Origin of the sequence: Streptomyces sp. NRRL S-340 (genome assembly GCF_000720185.1) — a bacterium.
In the GTDB taxonomy this organism is placed as follows: Bacteria; Actinomycetota; Actinomycetes; order Streptomycetales; family Streptomycetaceae; genus Streptomyces.
In genome coordinates this window covers 1-21958 of sequence record NZ_JOIY01000018.1, presented here as the reverse complement: position 1 = coordinate 21958, position 21958 = coordinate 1, and the positions used below count along the sequence as shown (strand labels likewise).

The following is a 21958-nucleotide window of genomic DNA, read 5'->3' as shown; positions in this document are numbered from 1 at the left end:
GGGATGATGCCCCGCGAACGCGATCGATAACGTCCCGCGCCGGCCGAGCACCGACTACGCTGGTCTCAAGTGTCCGGAGGCACATTCACGGGGCATGGAACACCCAGCAGTTTCGGGTGCCCACGAAGCCCTCGTGAAAAACGCCGACGACAACGAGCCGTCCGCCGCGCGGACAGAACCCGAGGTCATCGCGGCGTCACCCGCTCGGAACCGGGATGATTCCCGCATATCTCCGGCCGAATGAACCCTTGCCGTCCGCGCCGGAAACGGGTAGACGAAACAACACCTGAACATTTGTCGTATAAACTCTGCACCACGGCAGAAGGTCGGCGTCCACGACCCTGGACCTGTGCCGTCAAGGATCAAGCGGCAGGCCGCGCTCCGTCCCACTTCGCTGACCGGACCCCGGCCGCCACCCTGCCCCGAGAGCTGACAGCGCTGTCCGCCCCCGCCCCGCCCTCGCGCCACCGTGCCTGCCGAATGAGAGGCGACCCACCATGCCGCTGCATGTCCCCCCGGCCCCCGCGCCCGCGCTCCGCTCCGTCCTCACGGCACTCGGTTCCCCCACCGCGGTGAGCGAGGCACGGATCTCCGCCCTCCGTTCCGCGCAGGACCCGGCCACCCCCGAACTCCCGTTGCCCGTGCACGTCCTGGACCGGATCACTCCCGAGGGAGTCTCCGCGACCCGGCTGGCGGGGTGGCGTTTCCTGATCCGCTGCGGTGATCATGCGGTGGCCGCGGCGGAGACCCGGCTCACCGCCGACGGCTGGGCCTTCTCACACTTCTTCGAAGGCCCGTACGTCACCTCGACCGAGCGCGCCCTGCGGCAGGCGGAGACCATGGCACAGCCCTACCAGCCGCGCCTGCTGTCGATGCCCAGCCTGTACACGCTCACGCTCTGGCTGCACGGCGACCTCTCCGACGACGGCGCCACCGGCCACCCGGCCGCGACCGACCTGCTCGTCCCGCTGGCGCCGGCCCCGCCCGGCATCCCGGCCCACGTGCCGCACCGGGTCGCCGACCTGCTGCCCCTGCTCACCCACCGGGTGACGCCGATCCGGCTCATGGGGTCGCCCGCCTGAGCCGCCCGATCCGCCCGCGCCGCCTGGCCCCTGAGTCCTGAGGCGGTCCCGAGCCCTCTCCGCCGCCCCCCCACCCCGCTGCCGGGCACCTGGCAGCGGGGTGCTCTCTGTCTCGGCGTCCGGTATCCACATCCATATCGGCATCGGCCTCCGCACCCGCGGGCCGTGCCACCCGATCCGTACGGCCGCTCACCAGAGTCAAACCACGCTCCCCTGAGCAGATCAGGAGCCGAACGGCCAGGTGACCCGACCGGACTAGCCCCATCCGGCCCCCTCGAACCACCCGAAGGGACCGTGCGGTGCAGGTGAACCGCTCGCGCGGGTGACGCGTCCTGAATCTGTGAGAGGCGGTGCCGCGATATTCCTGCGGAATCACGTCCGCGGGGCAACACTGGACCCAGTCCGACTCATCATCAAACGGGGGGCGGCCATGGAGCATGCCACCAGCCGCAGGACACACACGACAGCCATCCCGGACCACACGACGCGACGAGAGATCCCACCCATGTGCCAGCACCAGCCACCGTGTCCCTCAGCCGACTCCGCCGACCGGGAATCCGCCCGTCTCGTGGCGCATCACCCGGAGCAGGGCTGGAGCCTGCTGTGCAACGGCGTCCTGCTCTTCGAGGACACCGGTGAGCTTCTGCCGGACGGCCAGATCATCGCCCCGCACCGCCCGCTGGGCGCCGACCGGGTGATGACCGCCGCCTGATCGGGCACGACCGGGCACGGAACACGAGCACGACCGGGCACGGAACACGAGAGCGGCCGGGCATCGGGCACGGGCCCGCGCTGAGCACGACCGGGCGGCGCCGCGAACGGCAGCGCCGCCCGCGCACCATCAGGGGCCGGTCCGCACACCCCGTGCGGCCCGGCCCCTCCGCGTCTCCCCCGCAGACGCGACCCGTCACTCGCCGTGAGCCGCCCCCGAAGGGGACCCCGGCTCGTACGCGAACCAGTCGAAGGCCGCGCTGCCCTCGGTCACGTACATGCCGATCACCCGGCCGGTGAAGCCGGTGGCGACCTGGGTGGACAGGTACCGCCCGTCGAGTTCGGCCAGACGTACCGTTCCTTCCGGCCCTTCCACCGAGAAGGCGACCGCGTCGGGGCCGCCCGACCGCAGCCCGGGTGCCGCACCTCCCGGGGCCGTGACCGTGGGCGGCGGCACGTCCGACGTGCGGATGCCGACGCTGAGGACGAGCGGTCCCGGCGGTACGGGATGCGCGGCGATCCGCTGCCGCACCGGCCCGATCCGGGCGATCACGCTCGCCGTCCCGCCGTGGATCTCCAGGTCGTAGTGGTGCGCCTCGTCCAGGCGGACGGACAGCCCCGCCCGGCTCGATCCCGGGTCGAGGCGGGCCTGCGCGCGGCAGTCCGGATGCTGCTGCCTGCGGCCGACGAAGGTGTGGCCGGGCCGGTCGAGGCTGTCCCCGGTCGCCTGCAGCGTCAGCCACCCCGGCCGGTGGCCGAGCGACCAGGAGCCGTCCTCCCTGCCGCGCGGAGAGATCCAGTGCGGCGCGAGAGCGGGTGTGTCGAAGTCGTCCCGCACCGGTTCCGGCGGCAGCGGGTGCCAGGCCGCCGGGGCCGGGTGCCGCTCCTGGACCGGCCCGGCCTGCGGCCATCCGTCCACCCACTCCACCGGTACCAGGAAGGTCTCCCGGCCGAGCACGTGGAACTCGGGGAAGTACCCCCGGGGTCGGGTCCCCAGCAGCACCATCCACCAGGTCCCGTCCGCGGCCCGCACGAGGTCGCCGTGGCCGGTGCACTGGACCGGAAGACCGGTGCTGCGGTGGGAGAGGACCGGGTTGCCGGGCGCTGGTTCATAGGGGCCGCGCGGCGAACGCGCCCGGGCGACCGAGACGCTGTGCCCGTGCGCCGTGCCGCCCTCGGCCACCAGCAGGTACCACCAGTCGCCGATCCGGTACAGGTGGGGCGCCTCCGGGTCCCGCATCCCGGTCCCGGACCACACCTTCAGCGGGCCCTCCAGCGCCTTGCCCGTCCCCGGGTCGATACGGGCCAGCCCCACGCCGGCCACGGCGCACCAGCAGTTCCCCTCGTCGTCCCAGGCGAGGTCGGGGTCGATGCCGGGCAGATCGATCCAGACCGGGTCCGACCACGGCCCCTCGGGGCGGTCCGCGGTGACGAGGAAGTTCCCGCCGCCGCCGACGCTGGTGGTGATCACGTAAAAGCGGCCCTCGTGGTACCTGATCGTCGGGGCGTAGACGCCGGCGGAGGCGGGCAGCCCGGCCGGCAGCCGCAGTTGCCCGGGCCGGTCGAGGACGTTGCCGATCTGCCGCCAGTGGACCAGGTCCCGGCTGTGGAGGAGCGGGACCCCGGGAAAGTACTCGAAGCTGGAACACACCAGGTAGTAGTCCTCCCCGACCCGGCACACGCTGGGATCGGGATGAAAGCCGGGGATCACCGGATTGTCGTACGCCCGCATGGATGCCGGCCCCTTCCTGAACGTCTCGGCCACATGTCCCGCACTCACGTCCCGCCACGGGCGTCCCGTACGCACGCACGTCTCGTACACACGCCCCGCACGGGCGTCTCGGCTCGCCCGTCACGAATGTTTCGCCGGATACGGCGAATCTTGCGATCTCGCTCGCACTGTAAGGGCGGCCGGGAGCGCCGGCAAGATCGCGGCCAGATCGCGAGAGGCGGATGCTTCCCGGCGCCCCGCGCCCCGCGCGCCGGAAGGGCGCAGGCGGGGCGTCAAGAACGGACGGCGCCGCGTCAGAGGCGTGTCAAGAGGCCTCGCCCGCACCACGGGCGCGCCCTAGCGTGGATGTCATGAGGCACTGCTCCGACACGCGGCCGACGGCGGGGATGCCCGCGTGGCGCTCCGTCCCGGTGGCCCGCGACCGCCGCTGGACGGGGGATCTGCGCACCGCCGTGCGCTGCGCGGTGGCGCTGTTCGGCCTGCTGCTGTCGATCGACGGGGGCACCGGCGGCCTCACCTGGTGGCGCGCGGTGCTCTGGCTCGCCCTGTCGGCCGGCCTCTTGGGCGCGCTCTGCCCGACCCGCGTGAGTGCCGGTGAGGGCTGGCTCGCCGCGTGTGCGCCGCTGCGTCACCGACGGGTGCGTACGGACCGGCTGGTGTCGGTGCGGGTCATGGACGGCGTCTCACGGCGCCTGGTCCTGCGGGACGCGCTCGGCGCCCGCGTCGAGATCGATCCCCGGACCCTCGTCGACAACCCCGCCCTGTGGTGCCGACTCGAGGAGGATGCCCGCAAGTCGGCGGCGAGCGGCTGTCTGCGGTACGGCCGGAGCGCACTGCGCGACCTGGCCGAGCAGGTGGACCGCGAGACGGCCCTCACCGTCTTCCGCATCTCGGGACTGGAGCCATGAGCCGGGCACCGCGCACCCTGCGGCCGTGAGCCGAGCACCCCGCGGACCGCGCTCACCAGCCGCCGGACGGACCGCGCCGATGCGGGCGCCCGGTCGTGCACCCGGGTGAACGGGCGCGGCGCCCCGGTCGTTATTAACGGAAGATTGACGCGCGCCCACCCCGGTACACAGGGCCCGAACGTCACGCTCCGCATACGCTGGGGCCCCGTCCGCCGGTCCGGCCGGATTCCCACGCTGAGCCGCACGCCGGGCTGAGCCGCACCTCAGGAGCAGGGCCGATGGCCATCACCGAACACCCTCCCAGCCGTCTGCGCGCCTGGATGCTGGAGGGCCTGTCCGACATGGGCAAGGGCATACAGCAGGCGCCGCACGCCGTACCCGAGCCCCCGCACAAGGGGCAGCGCTGGTGGCGGGTCATGTGTCTGACCGGTGTCGACTACTTCTCCACCCTGGGCTATCAGCCGGGCATCGCGGCGCTGGCCGCCGGACTGCTGTCGCCCGTCGCCACCCTCGTCCTGGTGCTCGTCACCCTGGTGGGCGCGCTGCCGGTGTACCGCAGGGTGGCCGAGGAGAGCCCGCACGGCGAGGGGTCGATCGCCATGCTGGAGCGGCTGCTGTCGTTCTGGCAGGGCAAGCTGTTCGTCCTGACCCTGCTCGGCTTCGCCGCCACGGACTTCCTCATCACCATCACCCTGTCGGCCGCGGACGCCTCGACCCACCTGGTGGAGAACCCGCACCTGACCAGCTCCCTGCACAGCCACCAGATGCTGATCACGCTCCTGCTGGTGGCGCTGCTGGGCGCGGTGTTCCTCAAGGGCTTCCTGGAGGCCATCGGCGTCGCGGTGGCGCTGGTCGGCATCTACCTCGTCCTGAACGTCGTGGTGGTGGTCGTCGGGCTGTGGCACGTCATCACCGCCGGTCACCTGGTGACCGACTGGACCAGCGCCCTGACCGTCCAGCACAGCAGCGTCTTCGCCATGGTCGGCGTGGCCCTGCTGGTCTTCCCCAAGCTCGCGCTCGGCCTGTCCGGCTTCGAGACCGGCGTCGCCGTGATGCCGCACGTCAGGGGCGACGCGGCCGACACCGAGGAGCGGCCCGCCGGCCGGATCCGGGACACGAAGAAGCTGCTCACCACGGCCGCGCTGATCATGAGCTGCTTCCTGATCGCCACCAGCTTCATCACCACGCTGCTGATCCCGGCGGCGGAGTTCAAGGCCGGCGGCAAGGCCAACGGGCGTGCCCTGGCCTACCTCGCGCACCACTACATCGGGAACACCTTCGGCACGGTCTACGACATCTCGACCATCGCGATCCTGTGGTTCGCCGGCGCCTCCGCGATGGCCGGGCTGCTCAACCTGATGCCGCGCTACCTCCCGCGCTACGGCATGGCCCCGCACTGGGCCCGCGCGGTGCGCCCCATGGTCATCGTCTTCACCCTGATCGCCTTCGTGGTCACCTGGATCTTCGACGCCAACGTGGACAAGCAGGGTGGCGCCTACGCCACCGGTGTGCTCGTGCTGATCAGCTCCGCGGCCATCGCCGTGACCATCGCCGCCCACAAGGCCGGGCAGCGCAAGTGGACCGTGGGGTTCGCGGTGATCGCCACCGTGTTCCTGTACACGACCGTCGTGAACGTCATCGAGCGGCCCGACGGTGTGAAGATCGGTGCCTGTTTCATCGCCGGGATCATCCTGGTCTCGCTGCTGTCCCGGCTGGCCCGTGCCTTCGAGCTGCGGGTGACCAGCGTGACGCTCGACCCCATGGCGGAACGTTTCGTCAGGGACATCGCCAGCCGCAAGATCCGGTTCATCGCCAACGAGCCCGACCGGCGGGACAAGGCCGAGTACCGTGACAAGATCGAACAGATCCGCTCCGACAACGACATCCCGGACACGGAGGACTTCGTCTTCGCGGAGGTGACGGTCACCGATCCCTCCGAGTTCGAGGCGGGCCTCAAGGTGCGCGGCGAGGTCCTGCACGGCCGCTACCGCGTCCTGTCGCTGGAGTCCTCCTCCGTCCCGAACGCCCTGGCCGCCCTGCTCCTGCACGTCCGCGACACGACGGGCCACACCCCGCACATCTATTTCGAGTGGACCGAGGGCAACCCGTTCCGCAACTTCCTCCGCTTCTTCCTCTTCGGGCAGGGCGAGGTCGCCCCCGTCACCCGCGAGGTCCTGCGGGAGGCGGAACCGGACCGCGCCAAGCGGCCCCACGTCCACACCGCCTGAGCCCGCCCCCGGCCGCGGCCCGCTCGCGCCCGGCGGCCTCCGCGCAGGGCCGCTGCGACGCTAGGGCCGCGGAGCCGGCCCGGGAGCCCCTGACGGCGGTCCCAACGCCTGGCGGCAGCCCCAGGGCGAGCGCGCAGCGGGCCCTGACCGCCGGCGCCGCCCACGGGCGCGCCCCTGCGTCCGCCGCGCTTTCCGCGGAGCCTTATCGTGACCGGCATGCAGTCCTACACCATCGGCCAGGCCGCCCGTCTCCTCGGCGTCAGTCCGGACACCGCACGCCGGTGGGCGGACGCGGGCCGGGTGGCCACCCACCGCGACGAGAACGGGCGGCGGCTCGTCGACGGACGGGACCTCGCCGCGTTCTCGGTGGAGCTGGCCGGAACGGGCGGCGGCGAGGAGGACCCCTCCTACACCTCGGTCCGCAACGCCTTCCCCGGCATCGTGACCGCCATCAAGCTCGGCGACGTCGCCGCCCAGGTCGAGATCCAGGCCGGCCCGCACCGGCTGGTCTCCCTGCTGACCCGGGAGGCCGTCGAGGAACTGGGCCTGGAGGTCGGCATGGAGGCCACCGCCCGCGTGAAGTCGACGAACGTGCACATCGACCGGACCTGAGCCGCCCGCCCGCGCCCACGCGAGAGGGCTCCGCCCCGGCCCCCCTCACGGGAGGACCGGGGCGGAGCCCTGCGGTCGCGGTGCGGGCGTCCCGCGCCGCTCAGTCCTCGTAGGCGTCCAGCGGCGGGCAGGAGCAGACCAGGTTCCGGTCGCCGAAGGCCTGGTCGATGCGGCGCACCGGCGGCCAGTACTTGTCGACCGCCGAGACACCGGCCGGGAAGACGGCCTCCTCACGGCTGTACGCGTGCTCCCACTCCCCGCCGAGCGCGGCGGCGGTGTGCGGAGCGCCCCGCAGCGGGTTGTCCTCGGCGGGCCACACGCCCGAGCCGACCTTGTCGATCTCGGCGCGGATCGCGATCATCGTGTCGCAGAAACGGTCCAGCTCGGCCAGGTCCTCGGACTCGGTCGGCTCGATCATCAGCGTTCCGGCCACCGGGAACGACATCGTCGGCGCGTGGAAGCCGTAGTCGATGAGCCGCTTGGCCACGTCGTCCACGCTCACGCCGGTCGCCTTGGTCAGCGGGCGCAGGTCGATGATGCACTCGTGCGCGACCAGGCCGCCGGGGCCGGTGTAGAGGACCGGGAAGTGCGGTTCCAGGCGCTTGGCGATGTAGTTGGCGGAGAGCACCGCCACCTGCGTGGCGCGCTTGAGGCCCTCGCCGCCCATGAGCCGGACGTACGCCCAGGAGATCGGCAGGATGCCGGCCGAACCCCACGGAGCGGCCGAGATCGGGCCGACGCCGGTCTCGGGACCGGCCTGCGGCTGCAGCGGATGGTTGGGCAGGTACGGCGCGAGGTGCGAGCGCACACCGACCGGACCGACACCGGGGCCGCCGCCGCCGTGCGGGATGCAGAACGTCTTGTGCAGGTTCAGGTGGGAGACGTCGCCGCCGAAGTGGCCCGGCTTGGCCAGACCCACCAGGGCGTTGAGGTTGGCGCCGTCGACGTACACCTGGCCGCCGGCCTCGTGGACCTGGGCGCAGATGTCGGCGACGTGCTCCTCGAACACGCCGTGCGTGGACGGGTAGGTGATCATCAGCACGGCGAGCTGGTCGCGGTGCTGCTCGATCTTCGCGCGCAGGTCCTCGATGTCGACCTCGCCGTCCTCGGCGGTCTTCACGACGACGACCTTCATCCCGGCCATCACCGCGCTGGCGGCGTTGGTGCCGTGCGCGGAGGAGGGGATGAGGCAGACGGTGCGCTGCTCGTCGCCGTTGGCCCGGTGATAGCCGCGCACGGCGAGCAGACCGGCCAGCTCACCCTGCGAACCGGCGTTCGGCTGGAGGGAGACCTTGTCGTAGCCGGTGACCTCGGCGAGACGGTCCTCCAGCTCGCGGATGAGCGTGAGGTAGCCCTGTGCCTGCTCGGCGGGCGCGAAGGGGTGCAGCTGCCCGAACTCGGGCCAGGTGACCGGCTCCATCTCCGTGGTCGCGTTGAGCTTCATGGTGCAGGAGCCCAGCGGGATCATGCCGCGGTCGAGCGCGTAGTCGCGGTCGGAGAGCCTGCGCAGGTAGCGCAGCATCGCCGTCTCGGAGCGGTACTGGTGGAAGACGGGGTGGGTGAGGTAGGCGTCGGTGCGCAGCAGGGCCTCGGGCAGCGGCTGACCGGCCGCGGAGTCCAGCGCGTCGATGTCGCCCGAGGTGCCGAAGGCGGACCACACGGTGTGCAGCTGGGCGCGCGTGGTGGTCTCGTCGCAGGCGATCGAGACGTGGTCGGCGTCGACGAGGCGCAGGTTCACCCCGCCCTCACGGGCGGCGGCGACGATCTCGGCGGCCCGGCCCTCGGCCTTGACGGTGAGCGTGTCGAAGTAGGAGCCGTGGACGAGCTCCGCGCCGCCGGCCTTCAGGCCCTCGGCCAGGACGGCCGCGTAGCGGTGGGTGCGCCGCGCGATGTCCTTCAGGCCCTCGGGGCCGTGGTAGACCGCGTACATGCCGGCCATGACGGCGAGCAGCACCTGGGCGGTGCAGATGTTGCTGGTGGCCTTCTCGCGGCGGATGTGCTGCTCGCGCGTCTGCAGGGCCAGCCGGTAGGCCTTGTTGCCGTCGGCGTCGACGGAGACGCCGACCAGACGGCCGGGCAGGCTGCGCGCGAACTTCTCGTGGACCGCCATGTAGCCGGCGTGCGGCCCGCCGAAGCCCATCGGCACACCGAACCGCTGCGTGGTGCCGACGGCGATGTCCGCGCCCAGCTCGCCGGGGGACTTGAGCAGGGTGAGGGCGAGCAGGTCGGCGGCGACGGTGACCAGGGCACCGAGTGCGTGCGCCTGGTCGATGACGGGCTTGATGTCGCGCACGGCACCGGAGGCGCCGGGGTACTGCAGGAGTACGCCGTTGATCTCGCGCTCGGCGATGTCCGCCGGGATGCCGTCGCTGAGGTCGGCGACGACGACCTCGACGCCGGTCGGTTCGGCCCGGGTCCGGATGACGGCGATCGTCTGCGGCAGCGCGTCCGCGTCGACCAGGAACAGGCCCTTCTTGTTCTTGCCCATGCGCCGGGACAACGTCAGTGCCTCGGCGGCGGCGGTGCCCTCGTCGAGCAGGGAGGCGCCGGAGGTGGGCAGCCCGGTGAGGTCGGCGACGACGGTCTGGAAGTTCAGCAGCGCTTCGAGCCGGCCCTGCGAGATCTCGGGCTGGTACGGCGTGTACGCCGTGTACCAGGCCGGGTTCTCCATGACGTTGCGCAGGATGACGGGCGGCGTGAACGTCCCGTAGTAGCCGAGTCCGATCATCGAGCCGAGGACCTGGTTGCGGTCGGCGAGGGAGCGCAGCTCGGCCAGCACCTCGGCCTCGGTGCGGGCACCGGGCAGGTCCAGGGTGTCGGCGTTCTTGATGACGTCCGGCACGGCGGCGGCGGTGAGTTCGTCGAGCGAGCCGTAGCCGACCTGCGCGAGCATCTTGGCCCGCGCCTCCTGGTCGGGCCCGATGTGGCGCTGCTCGAAGGGGATGCCCTGTTCGAGCTCGGAGAGCGGGGTGCGCTGGGCGGTCATTGCGGAGGCCTCCTGGTCTGACGCGACCTTCGAGGGACACCACGGCGCGGGTGTCCCGACGGCCTCCCCCTCTGTCATCTCAACCTGAGAGCTTCACCGGGCCGCCCGTGGGCACCCGGTTTTCACCGTCGGTGAGAGCGGAAGCCGTCGACACCCGCTCTGCTTTCCAGAGTGACCTCGTCCGTGCGGTACGTGGGCCTGAGAGATTCCGGGGAGGATTTGCTCCTTCGGCGCCTCCGATCGTGCTGGAGGACTCTCCCGCACGGGGTCAGCAGCCGCTGCCAGGGTACCAGCGGCCCGTGAGCCGGAGCCTTCGAGTGGCCGCCCCGCCGAATGTGCTCTTTTGTAGTGCTTACGGATGAGGTGCGACCAAGTGGAGGGACCGTGCTGACCGAGATCGATCCGCGCAACCTGATCGGCCGCAAGGCGTTCGACCGCAACGGCAACAAGATCGGCACGGTGGACGAGGTCTACCTCGACGACGCCACCGGAGTGCCCGAGTGGGCCGCCATACGCACCGGACTGTTCTCCCGGGACGCCTTCGTGCCCCTGGAGCCCAGTGAACTGGTCGAGGGCGCCCTCCACATCCCCTTCGACCGCTCCCTGATCAAGGAGGCACCCGACTTCGGCGTCGGCCGCCACCTCTCCCCCGAGCAGGAGATCCAGCTCTACCACCACTACGGCCTCGACCTCGCTCCGCCCGCAGCCCTCCCGGACCGCGACTTCGGCAAGCTGGCGGGATCGGGCTCGGAGGATTCCTGAAGGTTCCCCGGCCCCGGCCGGGCGCGGCACGGTCCACCCGCCGACTCACCCACACCGGCACCGCCGCCGCACCGGCCACCGGCCGGGGACTCCTCCGTCCAGTACCGCAGGTCGCACTCCCTCCCCCGCTTCCCTCAGTTCCGGCCGCCGGCCTCCCCGCTCCCCGCGGAAGGCGCGGCGGCGGTACACGCGGCGGCCGAAGACGGCGCAGCCGAGGACTGCGCGGCCGGATCCGCCGGTCTTCGCCGCACCAGCGGCAACGGGTCCGCCGGTTGCAGCGCCGGGTCGTCGACACGGAAGGTCCGCACCCGCCCCGGCTGCGAGCCGGGCGTCTCGAACCGGACGGTGACCCGGCCGATGCCGCTGCCCTGCACCCAGCCGTGACCGTGTTCGGCATGCGTGACGTCGTGGCCCGCGGGCCAGTGGCGCTCGACGGGCGCGGTGTCCTGCGGGGCCGCCGCGGGGACGGAGGGCCCCGCCGACTCCTCTGCGGGACTCTCCGTCCCCGCCCCGGCGGCCTGCGCGAACAGGTCCTCCTGCGTGTAGTCGGCGAGCCCTGACACGCCCACGCCGAGCAGGCGCACCCCGCCGGTGGTGTCCACGGAGTCCAGCAGCCGGGCCGCCGCCTCCCGGACCACCGCCGGGTCGTCGGTGGGCCCGCGCAGCGTCTCGGACCGGGTCAGGGTGGAGAAGTCGTAGCGCCGCACCTTGAGCACGATGGTGCGCCCGGAGAGCCCGGAACCGCGCAGCCGCTGGACGCACCGGTCGGCAAGCCGCTGGACCTCCAGGCCGACCCGCAGCCGGTCGTGGATGTCGACGTCGTAGGTGTCCTCGACCGACACCGACTTGGCCTCCCGCTCGGCGACGACGGGCCGCTCGTCGTGGGCCAGAGCCATGGCGTGCAGTGCCTGCCCGTGCGCCTTGCCCAGCAGCCGTACCAGTTCGGCCTCACCGGCCTCGGCGAGTTCGTCGACGGTGTGGATCCCCGCCCGCCGCAGATGGTCCCCCGTCGCGGGCCCCACCCCCGGCAGGGTCCGCACCGGCAGGGGACCGAGGAGGGCCCGCTCCGTGCCGGGCTCGATGAGCACGAGACCGTCGGGCTTGGCCTGCTCGGAGGCGATCTTGGCGAGCATCTTGGAGGCGGCCAGTCCGACCGAGCCGGTCAGTCCGGTGACGGCACGGATGTCGGCGCGCAGTCTCGCTCCCGCCAGCCGGGCGGAGGCCTCGTCCCAGGCCGCTCCCCCGGCCTCCAGGTCCACGAACGCCTCGTCCAGGCTGAGCGGCTCCACGAGCGGCGACAGGGCCCGCAGCAGCTCCATCACCTGTTCGCTGATGGACCGGTAGAAGCCGAAGCGCGGCACCAGGTACGCGGCGTTCGGCGCCAGCCGGCGCGCCTGGGCCATCGGCATAGCGGAGTGGACGCCGAAGACCCGTGCCTCGTAGGACGCGGTGGCGACCACACCGCGCGGTCCGAGTCCTCCCACCACGACGGCCTTCCCCCGCAGGCTCGGCTTGGACGCCTGCTCCGCCTGGGCGAAGAAGGCATCCATGTCGAGATGCAGGATCGTGGGCGCGGTTCTCACATCTCCGATGCTGCACCACGCCACTGACAACGCCACACCACGGGCTCGCGCTCTCCGCCCACGCTGCGGTCACCCCGGGCGCAGGAGGCCGCCCGGCCTCCGCGTTTCCGTCCGGGTTCCATGGGCGCGGACGGGACACCGGGCGCAGGCGCCCCGCGGCGGGGGTCCTGAGCGGGGCCATGGGCCCGCGTCACGGGGTTGCCGGTCTGCCGGGCGCCCACCCACCCCGCCGGGCGATCGGGGGTCCCTCGGCCCCCGGGCCGCTCAGACCGCCCGGTTGCGGCGCCGGGCCAGTTCGTCGCCGGGATTGTGGCCGACCAGGGTCTCCCCCGTGTCGACCCGCTCGCCGTGCAGCTGCGACAGCGCGCTCTCCACGTCGCGCCACACCACGCCGACCGCGATGCCGAAGATCCCCTGGCCGCCCTGGAGCAGGGCGTGCACCTCGTCGGGCGAGGCACACTCGTAGACCGTCGCCCCGTCGCTCATCAGTGTCATGCGCTCCAGGTCGCTGAAGCCCTGCCGCCGCAGGTGCTGCACGGCGGTCCGGATGTTCTGCAACGACACACCCGTGTCCAGGAACCGTTTGACGATCTTCAGGACGACGACGTCACGGAAGCTGTACAGCCGCTGGGTGCCGGACCCGTGAGCGGGCCGCACGCTCGGTTCGACCAGGCCGGTACGGGCCCAGTAGTCCAGTTGCCGGTAGGTGATGCCGGCCGCCGCACAGGCCGTGGGCCCCCGGTAGCCGATCTGCTCGGACGCCATGGACGCCGCCCCTCTGCTGCTGGGCACGGCCGCCGGCCGCTGCGGAGCCTGGTCGGCCGCGCTGCCGTGAAGCGGGTACGGACCGCTTCCCCCGACTTCGCGTCCGGGGGCACCCCCAGCCGTACCGTCGCCGCTGCTTCTCACGCCGACCTCCGTCCTTGACCTGCCTCCTCGACGGTAGGCAGTCACCAGGGGTGCGTCAACGATCGCCACACTCGGCACGCCGAGTGATAATCACCCTAAGAGTGGTTTCCCGTGCCCCACCGCGGGGAAAGGCTAGCCGAATGGTCTCGCGGAGGCCTTGAGGGCGTCGCGCCGGCCGGTGGCATATGTGGGCGTTTCACTGGCTGCTGGTGCCGAAGTCCTCCGGCGAGATCTGGTCGAGGAACTCGCGGAACTTCTCCACCTCGTCCTCCTGCTCGTCCGGGATCGCGATGCCCGCGTCGTCGAGCACCGTGTCACTGCCGTAGATCGGCGTACCGGTGCGCAGCGCCAGCGCTATGGCGTCGGACGGACGGGCGCTGACCTCCACTCCGCTGGCGAAGACCAGCTCGGCGTAGAAGACGCCCTCACGCAGGTCCGTGATGCGCACTTCCGTCAGCTCCTGGCCCACGGCCTCCAGCACGTCCTTGAACAGGTCGTGGGTCAGCGGCCGCGCGGGAGCCATGCCCTGCTGGGCGAAGGCGATCGCCGTGGCCTCCCCCGGGCCGATCCAGATGGGGAGGTAGCGGTCGCCTCCCACTTCACGCAGGAGCACGATCGGTTGGTTGGAGGGCATTTCGACCCGGACACCTACGACATCGAGCTCGTTCACACAGCAACCCTAGGCCGTGCCCGGGACCTTTGGGTAGTCGGGCCGGGAACGTGCGAACGATCCGGCCGCCGGACGGCGTCCCGGTTTGCTCCCCCGGGACGGCCGTGGGCGACGCCTACCAGCACCCGTCCCGGACCTCGGCAGCGCCGTCCGGGACCCCCAGCGTGGCCACACCCGGGCTGTCAGGGCAGCCGCACCCCGAGCGCCGTCTGCACCAGAGCGGCGTGCAGCCTGATCGTGAGCGCCGCCAGCTCCTTCGTACGGTCCTCCGCGTGCACCCTGGTCTGCGGATTGCGGTGACGCCTGAGCGGGGCCACCACCTGGTCGACCAGACCGGCTTCCCGGTCCGCGGCCGCCTTCATCACCCGCAGGTGACGCGGCTCGATGCCGAAACGTCCCAGCTCACGGATGAGCGAGGCGACGGTGACCGTCTCGGCGTCGTACGTCCCGTCCTCCAGTGGGGTGACGAGCCCGTAGGACTCCCACTCCCGGAGTTCTCCGTCCTCGACCTCCGCGGCCGCGAGCAGGCCGGCCCGTCCGATCCGGGCGGCCGCCGGCGCCCCGGCCTGCTTCGGCACCGTCTCGCCGCCGCGCTGCCGGCCGAGCACGGGCGGCTGGACCGCCTCACCCCGCTCGACGGCGTCCAGGTACTCGCGGATCACCTTCAGCGGCAGGTAGTGGTCCCGCTGCATCCGCAGGACGCGGGCGAGGCGCTCGACGTCGTCCGCGCTGAACTTGCGGTATCCCGAGGCGGTGCGCCGCGGCTCGACCAGTCCCTCCGACTCCAGGAAACGGATCTTGGAGATGGTGACCTCGGGGAACTCGTCGCGCAGCGCGTTCAGCACCGCGCCGATGCTCATCAGCCCACTGTCCGCGGCGGCGGTACCGTGGCCGGCACCGCCGCTCGGTGATTGAAGCATGGACCTTCCCTGGGGTTCCCCGGACCGCGTCCGGGGAGGTCAGTAGCCCTGCCGGCTCGAATAGAAGACCAGCCGGTACTTGCCGATCTGCACCTCGTCGCCGTTGGCCAGCGCGACCTCGTCGATCCGCTCCCGGTTGACGTACGTACCGTTGAGGCTGCCGACGTCGGCGACCGTGAACGAGCCGTCCGGGCTGCGGCGGAACTCCACATGGCGCCGCGAGACCGTCACGTCGTCCAGGAAGATGTCACTCTGCGGATGACGACCGGCCGTGGTCAGCTCCCCGTCCAGCAGGAATCGGCTGCCGGAGTTCGGGCCTCGGCGCACGACCAGCAGGGCCGAGCCCAGCGGCAGCGCGTCGACGGCCGCCTGCGCCTCGGGAGACAGCATCGGCGTCTGGCCGGTGGCCTCCGCGTCGTAGGCCTCCAGACCGGAGATCGAGATCGTGGACGTCGTCTCCGCCGCGCGCTCCGGCACCGCTCCGGGCCTCAGCGGCGCACCGCAGTTGGAACAGAAGCGGCTGCTGTCCGCATTGCGGTTACCGCACCTCGTACACACCAGGGCCGACATGGACGGATCCTCCTGCCGCGGCTGCCCCGCCGGGGAATGGGACGCGTACGGGTCAGGGGCGAACCCCCCGCCCATACCTGATGAGGCTGACGGTTGGCCGAAACCTATGCCGCCGGCCTGGGCAGGGTCAACCGACGGCGCGCCCTGGCCACCGGAGAAATCACCGCCCTGACCAGCGACCTGGTCCCTGAACAGCGGGCGCTGGCCCTCGGCCCCTGGCTGGGCGCGATGACGGGCGGTCGCGTTGTCGCCGCTCTCTCGCGCGCTCTTGCCGAACAACTTCGCAAACAACTTCACGGGCGATTCCCCTTGACCGAAACAGACCCGCCCGTGGGGCAGGACGAACCCTGACTGCGTACACCGGTCGACCCGGACATCCTCACAACGTCCGTATCCACCAGACAGTTTCCACCACGCACCACCCAATCGGTGCGCCGACCCCCCGCAACCTCATGCCCCTGCCGGACGGCCGCCATGCACCCCCGGTTCACTGGGAGGACGACCGAGCGTAGTCAGGCAGCTTCGCCGCTCGCAAGGCGTCCACGACGATCTTGTCCGAACGCTCGACGGACACGGTGGCCTGCTCCTTCTCCAGGGTCTGCACCACGCCTCCGGGGATGTTGAGCGCCGGCTCCAGATCCTGCGGCTTGCCGATGACCTTGAAACGGAACGGAGCGCTGATCTTGTTCCCGTCGACGTCCACGCTCTTGCCCGAGTCCGTCAGATAGGTGCTCGCGACCACGCGCACGCCGTTGACCTCGATGGCCTCCGCACCGGCCGCGCGCAGCTCCTGTATCGCGTCGAGCAGCATGTCCGCCTGGACCGTCCCCTTCGTGTCCTCGATCGTCATCGTGATGCCCGGCCCCTGCGCGGCCACCGTGCCCGCGAGGATGCCGAGTTGCCGTTCCTTCTCGACCGTCTGCCTACGGGCCTCCTCGGCCTGGTCGGAGCTGTTCTCCAGCTCCTGACGCTGCTTCTCGAGGCCCTGCTTCTCGTCCTCAAGACGCTGAGTACGGTCGTCCAGTTCATCGAGGATGCGAACAAGATCTTCTTGCCGGGCGCCGCGCAGCGCATTGCCGCTGTCGCTGTTGGAGGCGACCTGGATCGCGAGCCCGAAGCCCAGGCCGAACAACAGCACGGCGACGACGAGTTGGGCACGGGTGAAGCGCGGCGGCCACAGCCCCTTCACCAGCCGCTGCCGGCCGGTCGGCGCGGGTACCGGCGTCTCCTGGGGGCGGCCCGTGCCTGCGGGGTGCTGCGCGGGCACCTCCGCGGGCAGTTCCTTGCGGAGCCTGTTCCCGGGCAGTTCGTCCTGGTCGGTCATCTCTCTCACGCCCGGAACACGTGCCGCCGGATCGCCGCGGCATTGGAGAAGATCCGGATGCCGAGGACGACCACCACCCCGGTGGACAGCTGGGCGCCCACACCCAACTTGTCGCCCAGGAACACGATCAGCGCGGCGACGACCACGTTCGACAGGAACGACACCACGAAGACCTTGTCGTCGAAGATGCCGTCCAGCATGGCCCGCAGTCCGCCGAAGACGGCGTCCAGGGCCGCCACGACGGCGATCGGCAGATACGGCTCGACGACCGCCGGAACCTCGGGCCGGACCAACAGGCCGGCCACGACTCCCACGACGAGGCCCAGTACGGCGATCACGATGTGCCCTTCTCAGATGTCTCGCTGGTCGGCTGTGCGGTCCGCACGATCACACTCGGTGCGGCGGGCAGCCGGACGTCGCTCTCCACGGAGATACCGGTCCGGATGCCGTAGTTGTCCTGCAGGGCGTTCAGATACAGCCCGTCGGGGCTGTTCTGGAACCGGGTGCTCAGCCGCTTCCCGTCCCCCACCGCGAGCACCGTGTACGGCGGCACCAGCGGTCTGTTGTCGACCAGTATGGCGTCACCCGCCGCTCTGATCGCGGACAGGGCGGTCAGCCGCTGCCCGTTGACCGACACGGCCTCGGCCCCCGACTGCCACAGTCCGTTGACGACGCGCTGCATGTCCCGGTCGCGGATCCGCCCGGTGTCGGAGAATCCCGATGTCTCGCGCGGGTTGCCGCCACCGCCCGTGCCGGCTTCCTTCGCGTCGTTCACGACGAGTTTCACGCCGGGGCCGTGCACCTCCGTGGCGCCGGCCAGGATCCCCGCCAGGTCGGCCTGCGCGTTGCCGCCGCTGCGGCTGAGTGCCTGGCGCTGCCGTGCGCCCACATCGTCACGGAGCTTGTCCACGCCGCTCTCGAGCTTGTCCGCCGCCGCCGTCTCGCGGTCGATGCGGTCGATCAGCTCCTGGCGCTCCTTGGCGACGACGGGGGCCGCAACGCGCGCCTGAGCCGCTCCCACGGTCACCACGAGCGCCGCGAGGACCAGTCCGGCGGCCAGCCCGAGCCGTGCCCGCAGAGTCTTCGGCAGACCGCTCTCGCCGGCCGACTTCTTCCGTGCGGCGGCCTCGGCGTAACCGTCGTCGAGGCTGTGGTCCATGACGTTGGTGATCAACGACATGGAGGCGTCCGGACGGGAGGGCCGCGCGGGTGTGCTCCGAATGGGGGGTTGCTGCGGCATGCCGCACATCGTCGCACGCCGCGGGCACTACCTCCGAACGGGCCCACCGGCGTGCCGGACCGGCCCTCTTGGGGACGCTTGTCCGGCACGCGGGCGTGCCGTCCGATCTACGGGTCCGTCGCCGTCCTCCCGACCGGACCGGCCGGACCGACGCCGGATGCGCCGGTCCGACGGCCGGACCGGCCGGTGCCGGACCGGCACCGGCCGTGTCCTGCCGTCGGGGTTCTGCCGGGTTCTACCGGCCTGCGCTGTCGACGACGGCCGCCCACTCGTCGAGCAGGGCCTGCGCGGAGGCGTCGTCGGGGCCCTCGGCCCACAGGTGGGTGACCGCCTCCGCGGGGTCGGGCAGCACCATCACCCAGCGGCCGTCGGTCTCCACGACCCGCACCCCGTCCGTCGTGTCCACGAAGCGCTCACCGGCGGCCTCGACGACACGGCGCATCACCAGGCCCTTGACGGCCCACGGCGTCGCCAGGTCACGCTTGAGGACGTGCGCCCGCGGGATCCGGGCGTCGATCTGGCTGAGCGTGAGCTGCGTCCGCGCCACCAGTCCGATGAGCCGTACGAACGCCGCCGTACCGTCGTAGACACTGCTGAACTCAGGGACGATGAACCCGCCCTTGCCGTCTCCGCCGAAGATCGTCCCCTCCTCGCCGCCGACCCTGGTGAGGTCGTCGGGGGACGTGGTCGTCCACTCCACCTGGGTGCCGTGGTACGCGGCGACCTGCTCGGCGATACGCGTGGTGGTGACCGGCAGCGCCACCCGGCCGCTGCGCCGCTCCGCGGCGACCAGGTCGAGCATGACCAGCAGCGCCCGGTCGTCCTCGATGATGCGGCCCTTCTCGTCGACGAGCGACAGCCGCTCGCCCACCGGGTCGAAGCGCACGCCGAACGCCGCCCCGGAGGACGCGACGATCTCACCGAGCCGCACCAGACCGGACCGGCGCATCTCCTCGGTCTCCGTCGGCCGGGACTCGTCGAGGCCGGGGTTGATCGTCAGCGAGTCGACGCCGAGCTTGCCGAGCAGACTGGGCAGCACCAGACCTGCGCTGCCGTTCGAGGCGTCCACGACCACCTTCAGGCCCGCCTCGGCGATCCCGGTCGTGTCGACGTTGCGCAGCAGCGAACCGGTGTACGAGTCGAAGACGCTGGACGGGAAGTACAGGTCGCCGATCTCCCCGGGGAACGCGCGCCGGTACTCCTGCCGCGCGAAGACGCGGTCCAGCTTGCGCTGACTGCCCTGCGACAGGTCCGCTCCCTGCCCGTCGAAGAACATGATGTCGACGGAGTCGGGCACCCCGGGCGTCGTACGGATCATGATGCCGCCGGCACTGCCCCGGGCGGTCTGCTGCCGGGCGACGGGCAGCGGCACGTTCTCCAGGTCCCGTACGTCGATGGCGCTGGCCTGGAGCGCGGAGATGACGGCCCGCTTGAGCGCCCGCGCACCGCGGGAGTGGTCACGGGCGGTGGTGACCGTGGAGCCCTTCTTCAGCGTCGTCGCATACGCGCCCGCCAGCCGTACGGCCAGTTCCGGGGTGATCTCCACGTTCAGGATGCCGGAGACGCCTCTGGCGCCGAACAGGTGCGCCTGGCCCCGGGACTCCCAGATCACCGAGGTGTTGACGAAGGCGCCCGCCTCGATGGTCTTGAACGGGTACACCCGCACATTGCCCTGGACGATCGATTCCTCACCGATCAGGCACTCGTCGCCGATGACGGCGCCGTCCTCGATACGGGCCGCCCGCATGATGTCGGTGTTCTTGCCGACGACGCAGCCGCGCAGGTTGCTGTGCTGCCCGATGTACACGTTGTCGTGCACGACGGCCTTGTGCAGGAAGGCTCCGCTCTTCACGACGACGTTCGAGCCGACGACGGTGTGCTCGCGGATCTCGGCGCCGGCTTCCACCTTGGCGTAGTCGCCGATGTACAGCGGCCCGCGCAGCACCGCGTCGGGGTGCACCTCGGCCCCCTCGGCGACCCAGACGCCCGGCGAGATCTCGAAGCCGTCGATGTCGACGTCGACTTTGCCTTCCAGGACGTCGGCCTGGGCCTTCACGTAGCTCTCGTGGGTGCCGACGTCCTCCCAGTAGCCCTCGGCGACATAGCCGTAGATCGGCTTGCCCTCCTTCATCAGCTGAGGGAAGACGTCGCCGGACCAGTCGACCGGAACGTCGGCCTCGACGTAGTCGAAGACCTCGGGCTCCATCACGTAAATGCCCGTGTTCACCGTGTCGGAGAAGACCTGGCCCCAGGTCGGCTTCTCGAGGAAGCGCTCGACCTTTCCTTCTTCGTCCACGATGGTGATGCCGAATTCCAGGGGGTTGGGCACGCGCGTGAGACACACGGTCACCATCGCGCCCTTCTCCTTGTGGAACCGGATCAGGTCGGTGAGGTCGAAGTCGGTCAGCGCGTCGCCGGAGATGACCAGGAAGGCGTCGTCTTTCAACGCCTCCTCGGCGTTCTTGACGCTTCCGGCGGTACCGAGTGGCTTCTCCTCGTTGGCATAGGTGAGCTCCATGCCGAGCTCTTCACCGTCACCGAAATAGTTCTTGACCAGCGACGCCAAGAACTGGACTGTGACGACGGTCTCATTCAGCCCATGCTTTTTGAGCAGCCGCAGAACGTGCTCCATGATCGGCCGGTTGGCCACCGGCAGGAGCGGCTTGGGCATGCTCGAGGTCATAGGGCGAAGGCGCGTGCCTTCGCCTCCGGCCATCACGACGGCCTTCATGTCGGAAGCGTCCTCCTCCAAGAGACGACGAACTAGCCGACTTCACCCGCCCTGATTGTCCCGCACTTTTCCGAAGCGGGCCATCGGAGCCATCGCGGCTGCCTGAATGGGCGAGATCAGTCGGCCATGGCGTCCGCACGGACAAGACGGCGGACTTGCACCACGTAGAGGACTCCTGCCCACCAATAGAGCGTTGTACCCCATCCTGCGAACGCCCATCCGAAAATCGCAGCGAGTGACGAGATCCATCCGCTTCCGTCACTGAGCAGAAGCAGGGGGAAGGCGTACATCAAGTTGAACGTCGCGGCCTTCCCGAGGAAGTTCACCTGGGGCGGCGGGTAGCCGTGCCGGCGCAGGACGGAGACGGCCACCAGCAACATCAATTCGCGCGCCAGCAGAGCGGCGGTCAGCCAGACCGGCAGAATCTCGCGCCAGGTGAGGCCGACCAGAGTGGAAAGCACATAGAGCCGGTCCGCAGCGGGGTCGAGAAGCCGGCCGAGGTTGCTGATCTGGTTCCAGCGACGGGCGAGTTTGCCGTCCAGATAGTCGCTGACACCGCTCAGTGCAAGCACCAGCAGGGCCCAGCCATCGCTCTTGGGACCGCCGAACTCCGGCCTGAGGATCAACCACAGGAACAGCGGCACACCGACGAGGCGCGCCATGCTGAGGATGTTCGGGATGGTGAGGACCCGGTCCGTCTGGACACGGGTCTCCTGGACCTCCACCCGGGGGCCTCCTGGGAAAAAAGTGCCTGCGTTACGGTCTGACCTTACCTCAACGCAAAAAAGCTCTGGCTCCTGGGCTGTACGCCCAAGAGCCAGAGCTGTAAAGGTAGTTCGGCGGTGTCCTACTCTCCCACAGGGTCCCCCCTGCAGTACCATCGGCGCTGTGAGGCTTAGCTTCCGGGTTCGGAATGTAACCGGGCGTTTCCCTCACGCTATGACCACCGAAACACTATGAAACTGTCAACCGCACCACACCGTGACCTGG

General features: G+C 70.9%; 18 protein-coding genes, 1 rRNA gene and 1 riboswitch. Of the genes, 6 read left to right on the top strand and 13 right to left on the bottom strand.

All coding sequences use genetic code 11. From position 1 onward, the window contains the following. Positions 1-497 precede the first annotated feature (497 nt). Positions 498-1082 carry a hypothetical protein gene (locus IG64_RS15990; RefSeq protein WP_037856460.1) on the top strand — a complete coding sequence of 195 codons (585 nt, stop codon included), beginning with the start codon at positions 498-500 and terminating at the stop codon, positions 1080-1082. Between the two features lie 505 nt (positions 1083-1587). Beyond that, positions 1588-1794, top strand: coding sequence for a DUF5999 family protein (locus IG64_RS15985; RefSeq protein WP_030177618.1), 207 nt, complete (start codon positions 1588-1590; stop codon positions 1792-1794). Between the two features lie 195 nt (positions 1795-1989). On the opposite strand, the gene IG64_RS15980 is transcribed toward IG64_RS15985, so the two are convergent. Next, a complete protein-coding gene (locus IG64_RS15980; RefSeq protein ID WP_051812963.1) occupies positions 1990-3525 on the bottom strand; it encodes a glycoside hydrolase family 43 protein in 1536 nt (511 codons plus the stop codon). A 350-nt stretch (positions 3526-3875) separates the two neighbouring features. Between IG64_RS15980 and IG64_RS15975 the strand changes: the two genes are divergently transcribed. The 3 genes from IG64_RS15975 to IG64_RS15965 all read left to right on the top strand — a co-directional run bounded on the left by IG64_RS15975 (position 3876) and on the right by IG64_RS15965 (position 7273). Further along, positions 3876-4433: a hypothetical protein gene (locus IG64_RS15975; RefSeq protein ID WP_037856456.1), complete on the top strand. Its 558-nt coding sequence runs from the start codon at positions 3876-3878 to the stop codon at positions 4431-4433. Positions 4434-4711: 278 nt separating this feature from the next. After that, positions 4712-6661, top strand: coding sequence for a hypothetical protein (locus IG64_RS15970; RefSeq protein WP_037856454.1), 1950 nt, complete (start codon positions 4712-4714; stop codon positions 6659-6661). Between the two features lie 216 nt (positions 6662-6877). Next, positions 6878-7273 (top strand): TOBE domain-containing protein, encoded by a 396-nt coding sequence (locus IG64_RS15965; RefSeq protein ID WP_037856670.1) that lies wholly within the window; start codon positions 6878-6880, stop codon positions 7271-7273. 100 nt (positions 7274-7373) lie between these two features. Here IG64_RS15965 and gcvP read toward each other — a convergent pair whose 3' ends face one another. Next, positions 7374-10259, bottom strand: coding sequence for an aminomethyl-transferring glycine dehydrogenase (gcvP, locus tag IG64_RS15960; RefSeq protein ID WP_037856453.1), 2886 nt, complete (start codon positions 10257-10259; stop codon positions 7374-7376). A gap of 176 nt (positions 10260-10435) precedes the next feature. After that, positions 10436-10530, bottom strand: a riboswitch (glycine riboswitch). 113 nt (positions 10531-10643) lie between these two features. Between gcvP and IG64_RS15955 the strand changes: the two genes are divergently transcribed. Beyond that, positions 10644-11021: a PRC-barrel domain-containing protein gene (locus tag IG64_RS15955; RefSeq protein ID WP_037856452.1), complete on the top strand. Its 378-nt coding sequence runs from the start codon at positions 10644-10646 to the stop codon at positions 11019-11021. A 134-nt stretch (positions 11022-11155) separates the two neighbouring features. Here the strand turns inward: IG64_RS15955 and IG64_RS15950 are convergent, their stop codons facing one another. The 11 genes from IG64_RS15950 to rrf all read right to left on the bottom strand — a co-directional run bounded on the left by IG64_RS15950 (position 11156) and on the right by rrf (position 21919). Next, positions 11156-12604 carry a DNA polymerase IV gene (locus tag IG64_RS15950; RefSeq protein ID WP_078884034.1) on the bottom strand — a complete coding sequence of 483 codons (1449 nt, stop codon included), beginning with the start codon at positions 12602-12604 and terminating at the stop codon, positions 11156-11158. Positions 12605-12868: 264 nt separating this feature from the next. Then, positions 12869-13513, bottom strand: a complete 645-nt coding sequence (locus tag IG64_RS15945) for a MerR family transcriptional regulator (RefSeq protein WP_078884033.1) — start codon at positions 13511-13513, stop codon at positions 12869-12871. 196 nt (positions 13514-13709) lie between these two features. After that, positions 13710-14183 (bottom strand): bifunctional nuclease family protein, encoded by a 474-nt coding sequence (locus tag IG64_RS15940; RefSeq protein ID WP_026253112.1) that lies wholly within the window; start codon positions 14181-14183, stop codon positions 13710-13712. A gap of 182 nt (positions 14184-14365) precedes the next feature. After that, entirely contained in the window at positions 14366-15103 is a 738-nt protein-coding gene (locus IG64_RS15935; protein ID WP_037856448.1) for a MerR family transcriptional regulator, read from the bottom strand. A 39-nt stretch (positions 15104-15142) separates the two neighbouring features. Then, on the bottom strand, positions 15143-16099 hold the full coding sequence (locus tag IG64_RS38835; protein ID WP_078884032.1) for an FHA domain-containing protein: 957 nt from the start codon (positions 16097-16099) through the stop codon (positions 15143-15145). A 61-nt stretch (positions 16100-16160) separates the two neighbouring features. Continuing rightward, positions 16161-16997, bottom strand: a complete 837-nt coding sequence (locus IG64_RS15925; RefSeq protein WP_037856442.1) for a DUF881 domain-containing protein — start codon at positions 16995-16997, stop codon at positions 16161-16163. A 5-nt stretch (positions 16998-17002) separates the two neighbouring features. After that, positions 17003-17335, bottom strand: coding sequence for a small basic family protein (locus tag IG64_RS15920; RefSeq protein ID WP_003988855.1), 333 nt, complete (start codon positions 17333-17335; stop codon positions 17003-17005). Continuing rightward, on the bottom strand, positions 17332-18246 hold the full coding sequence (locus IG64_RS15915) for a DUF881 domain-containing protein (RefSeq protein WP_107474267.1): 915 nt from the start codon (positions 18244-18246) through the stop codon (positions 17332-17334). The genes IG64_RS15920 and IG64_RS15915 overlap by 4 nt, the downstream gene beginning before the upstream one ends. Positions 18247-18472: 226 nt before the next feature. Further along, entirely contained in the window at positions 18473-20968 is a 2496-nt protein-coding gene (locus tag IG64_RS15910) for a mannose-1-phosphate guanyltransferase (RefSeq protein WP_037856436.1), read from the bottom strand. Between the two features lie 116 nt (positions 20969-21084). Beyond that, the gene (locus tag IG64_RS15905) at positions 21085-21693 is read right to left on the bottom strand and encodes a CDP-alcohol phosphatidyltransferase family protein (protein WP_037856433.1); all 609 of its coding nucleotides are present in this window, start codon (positions 21691-21693) and stop codon (positions 21085-21087) included. Between the two features lie 109 nt (positions 21694-21802). Then, positions 21803-21919, bottom strand: a 5S ribosomal RNA gene (gene rrf, locus IG64_RS15900). Positions 21920-21958: the final 39 nt, after the last annotated feature.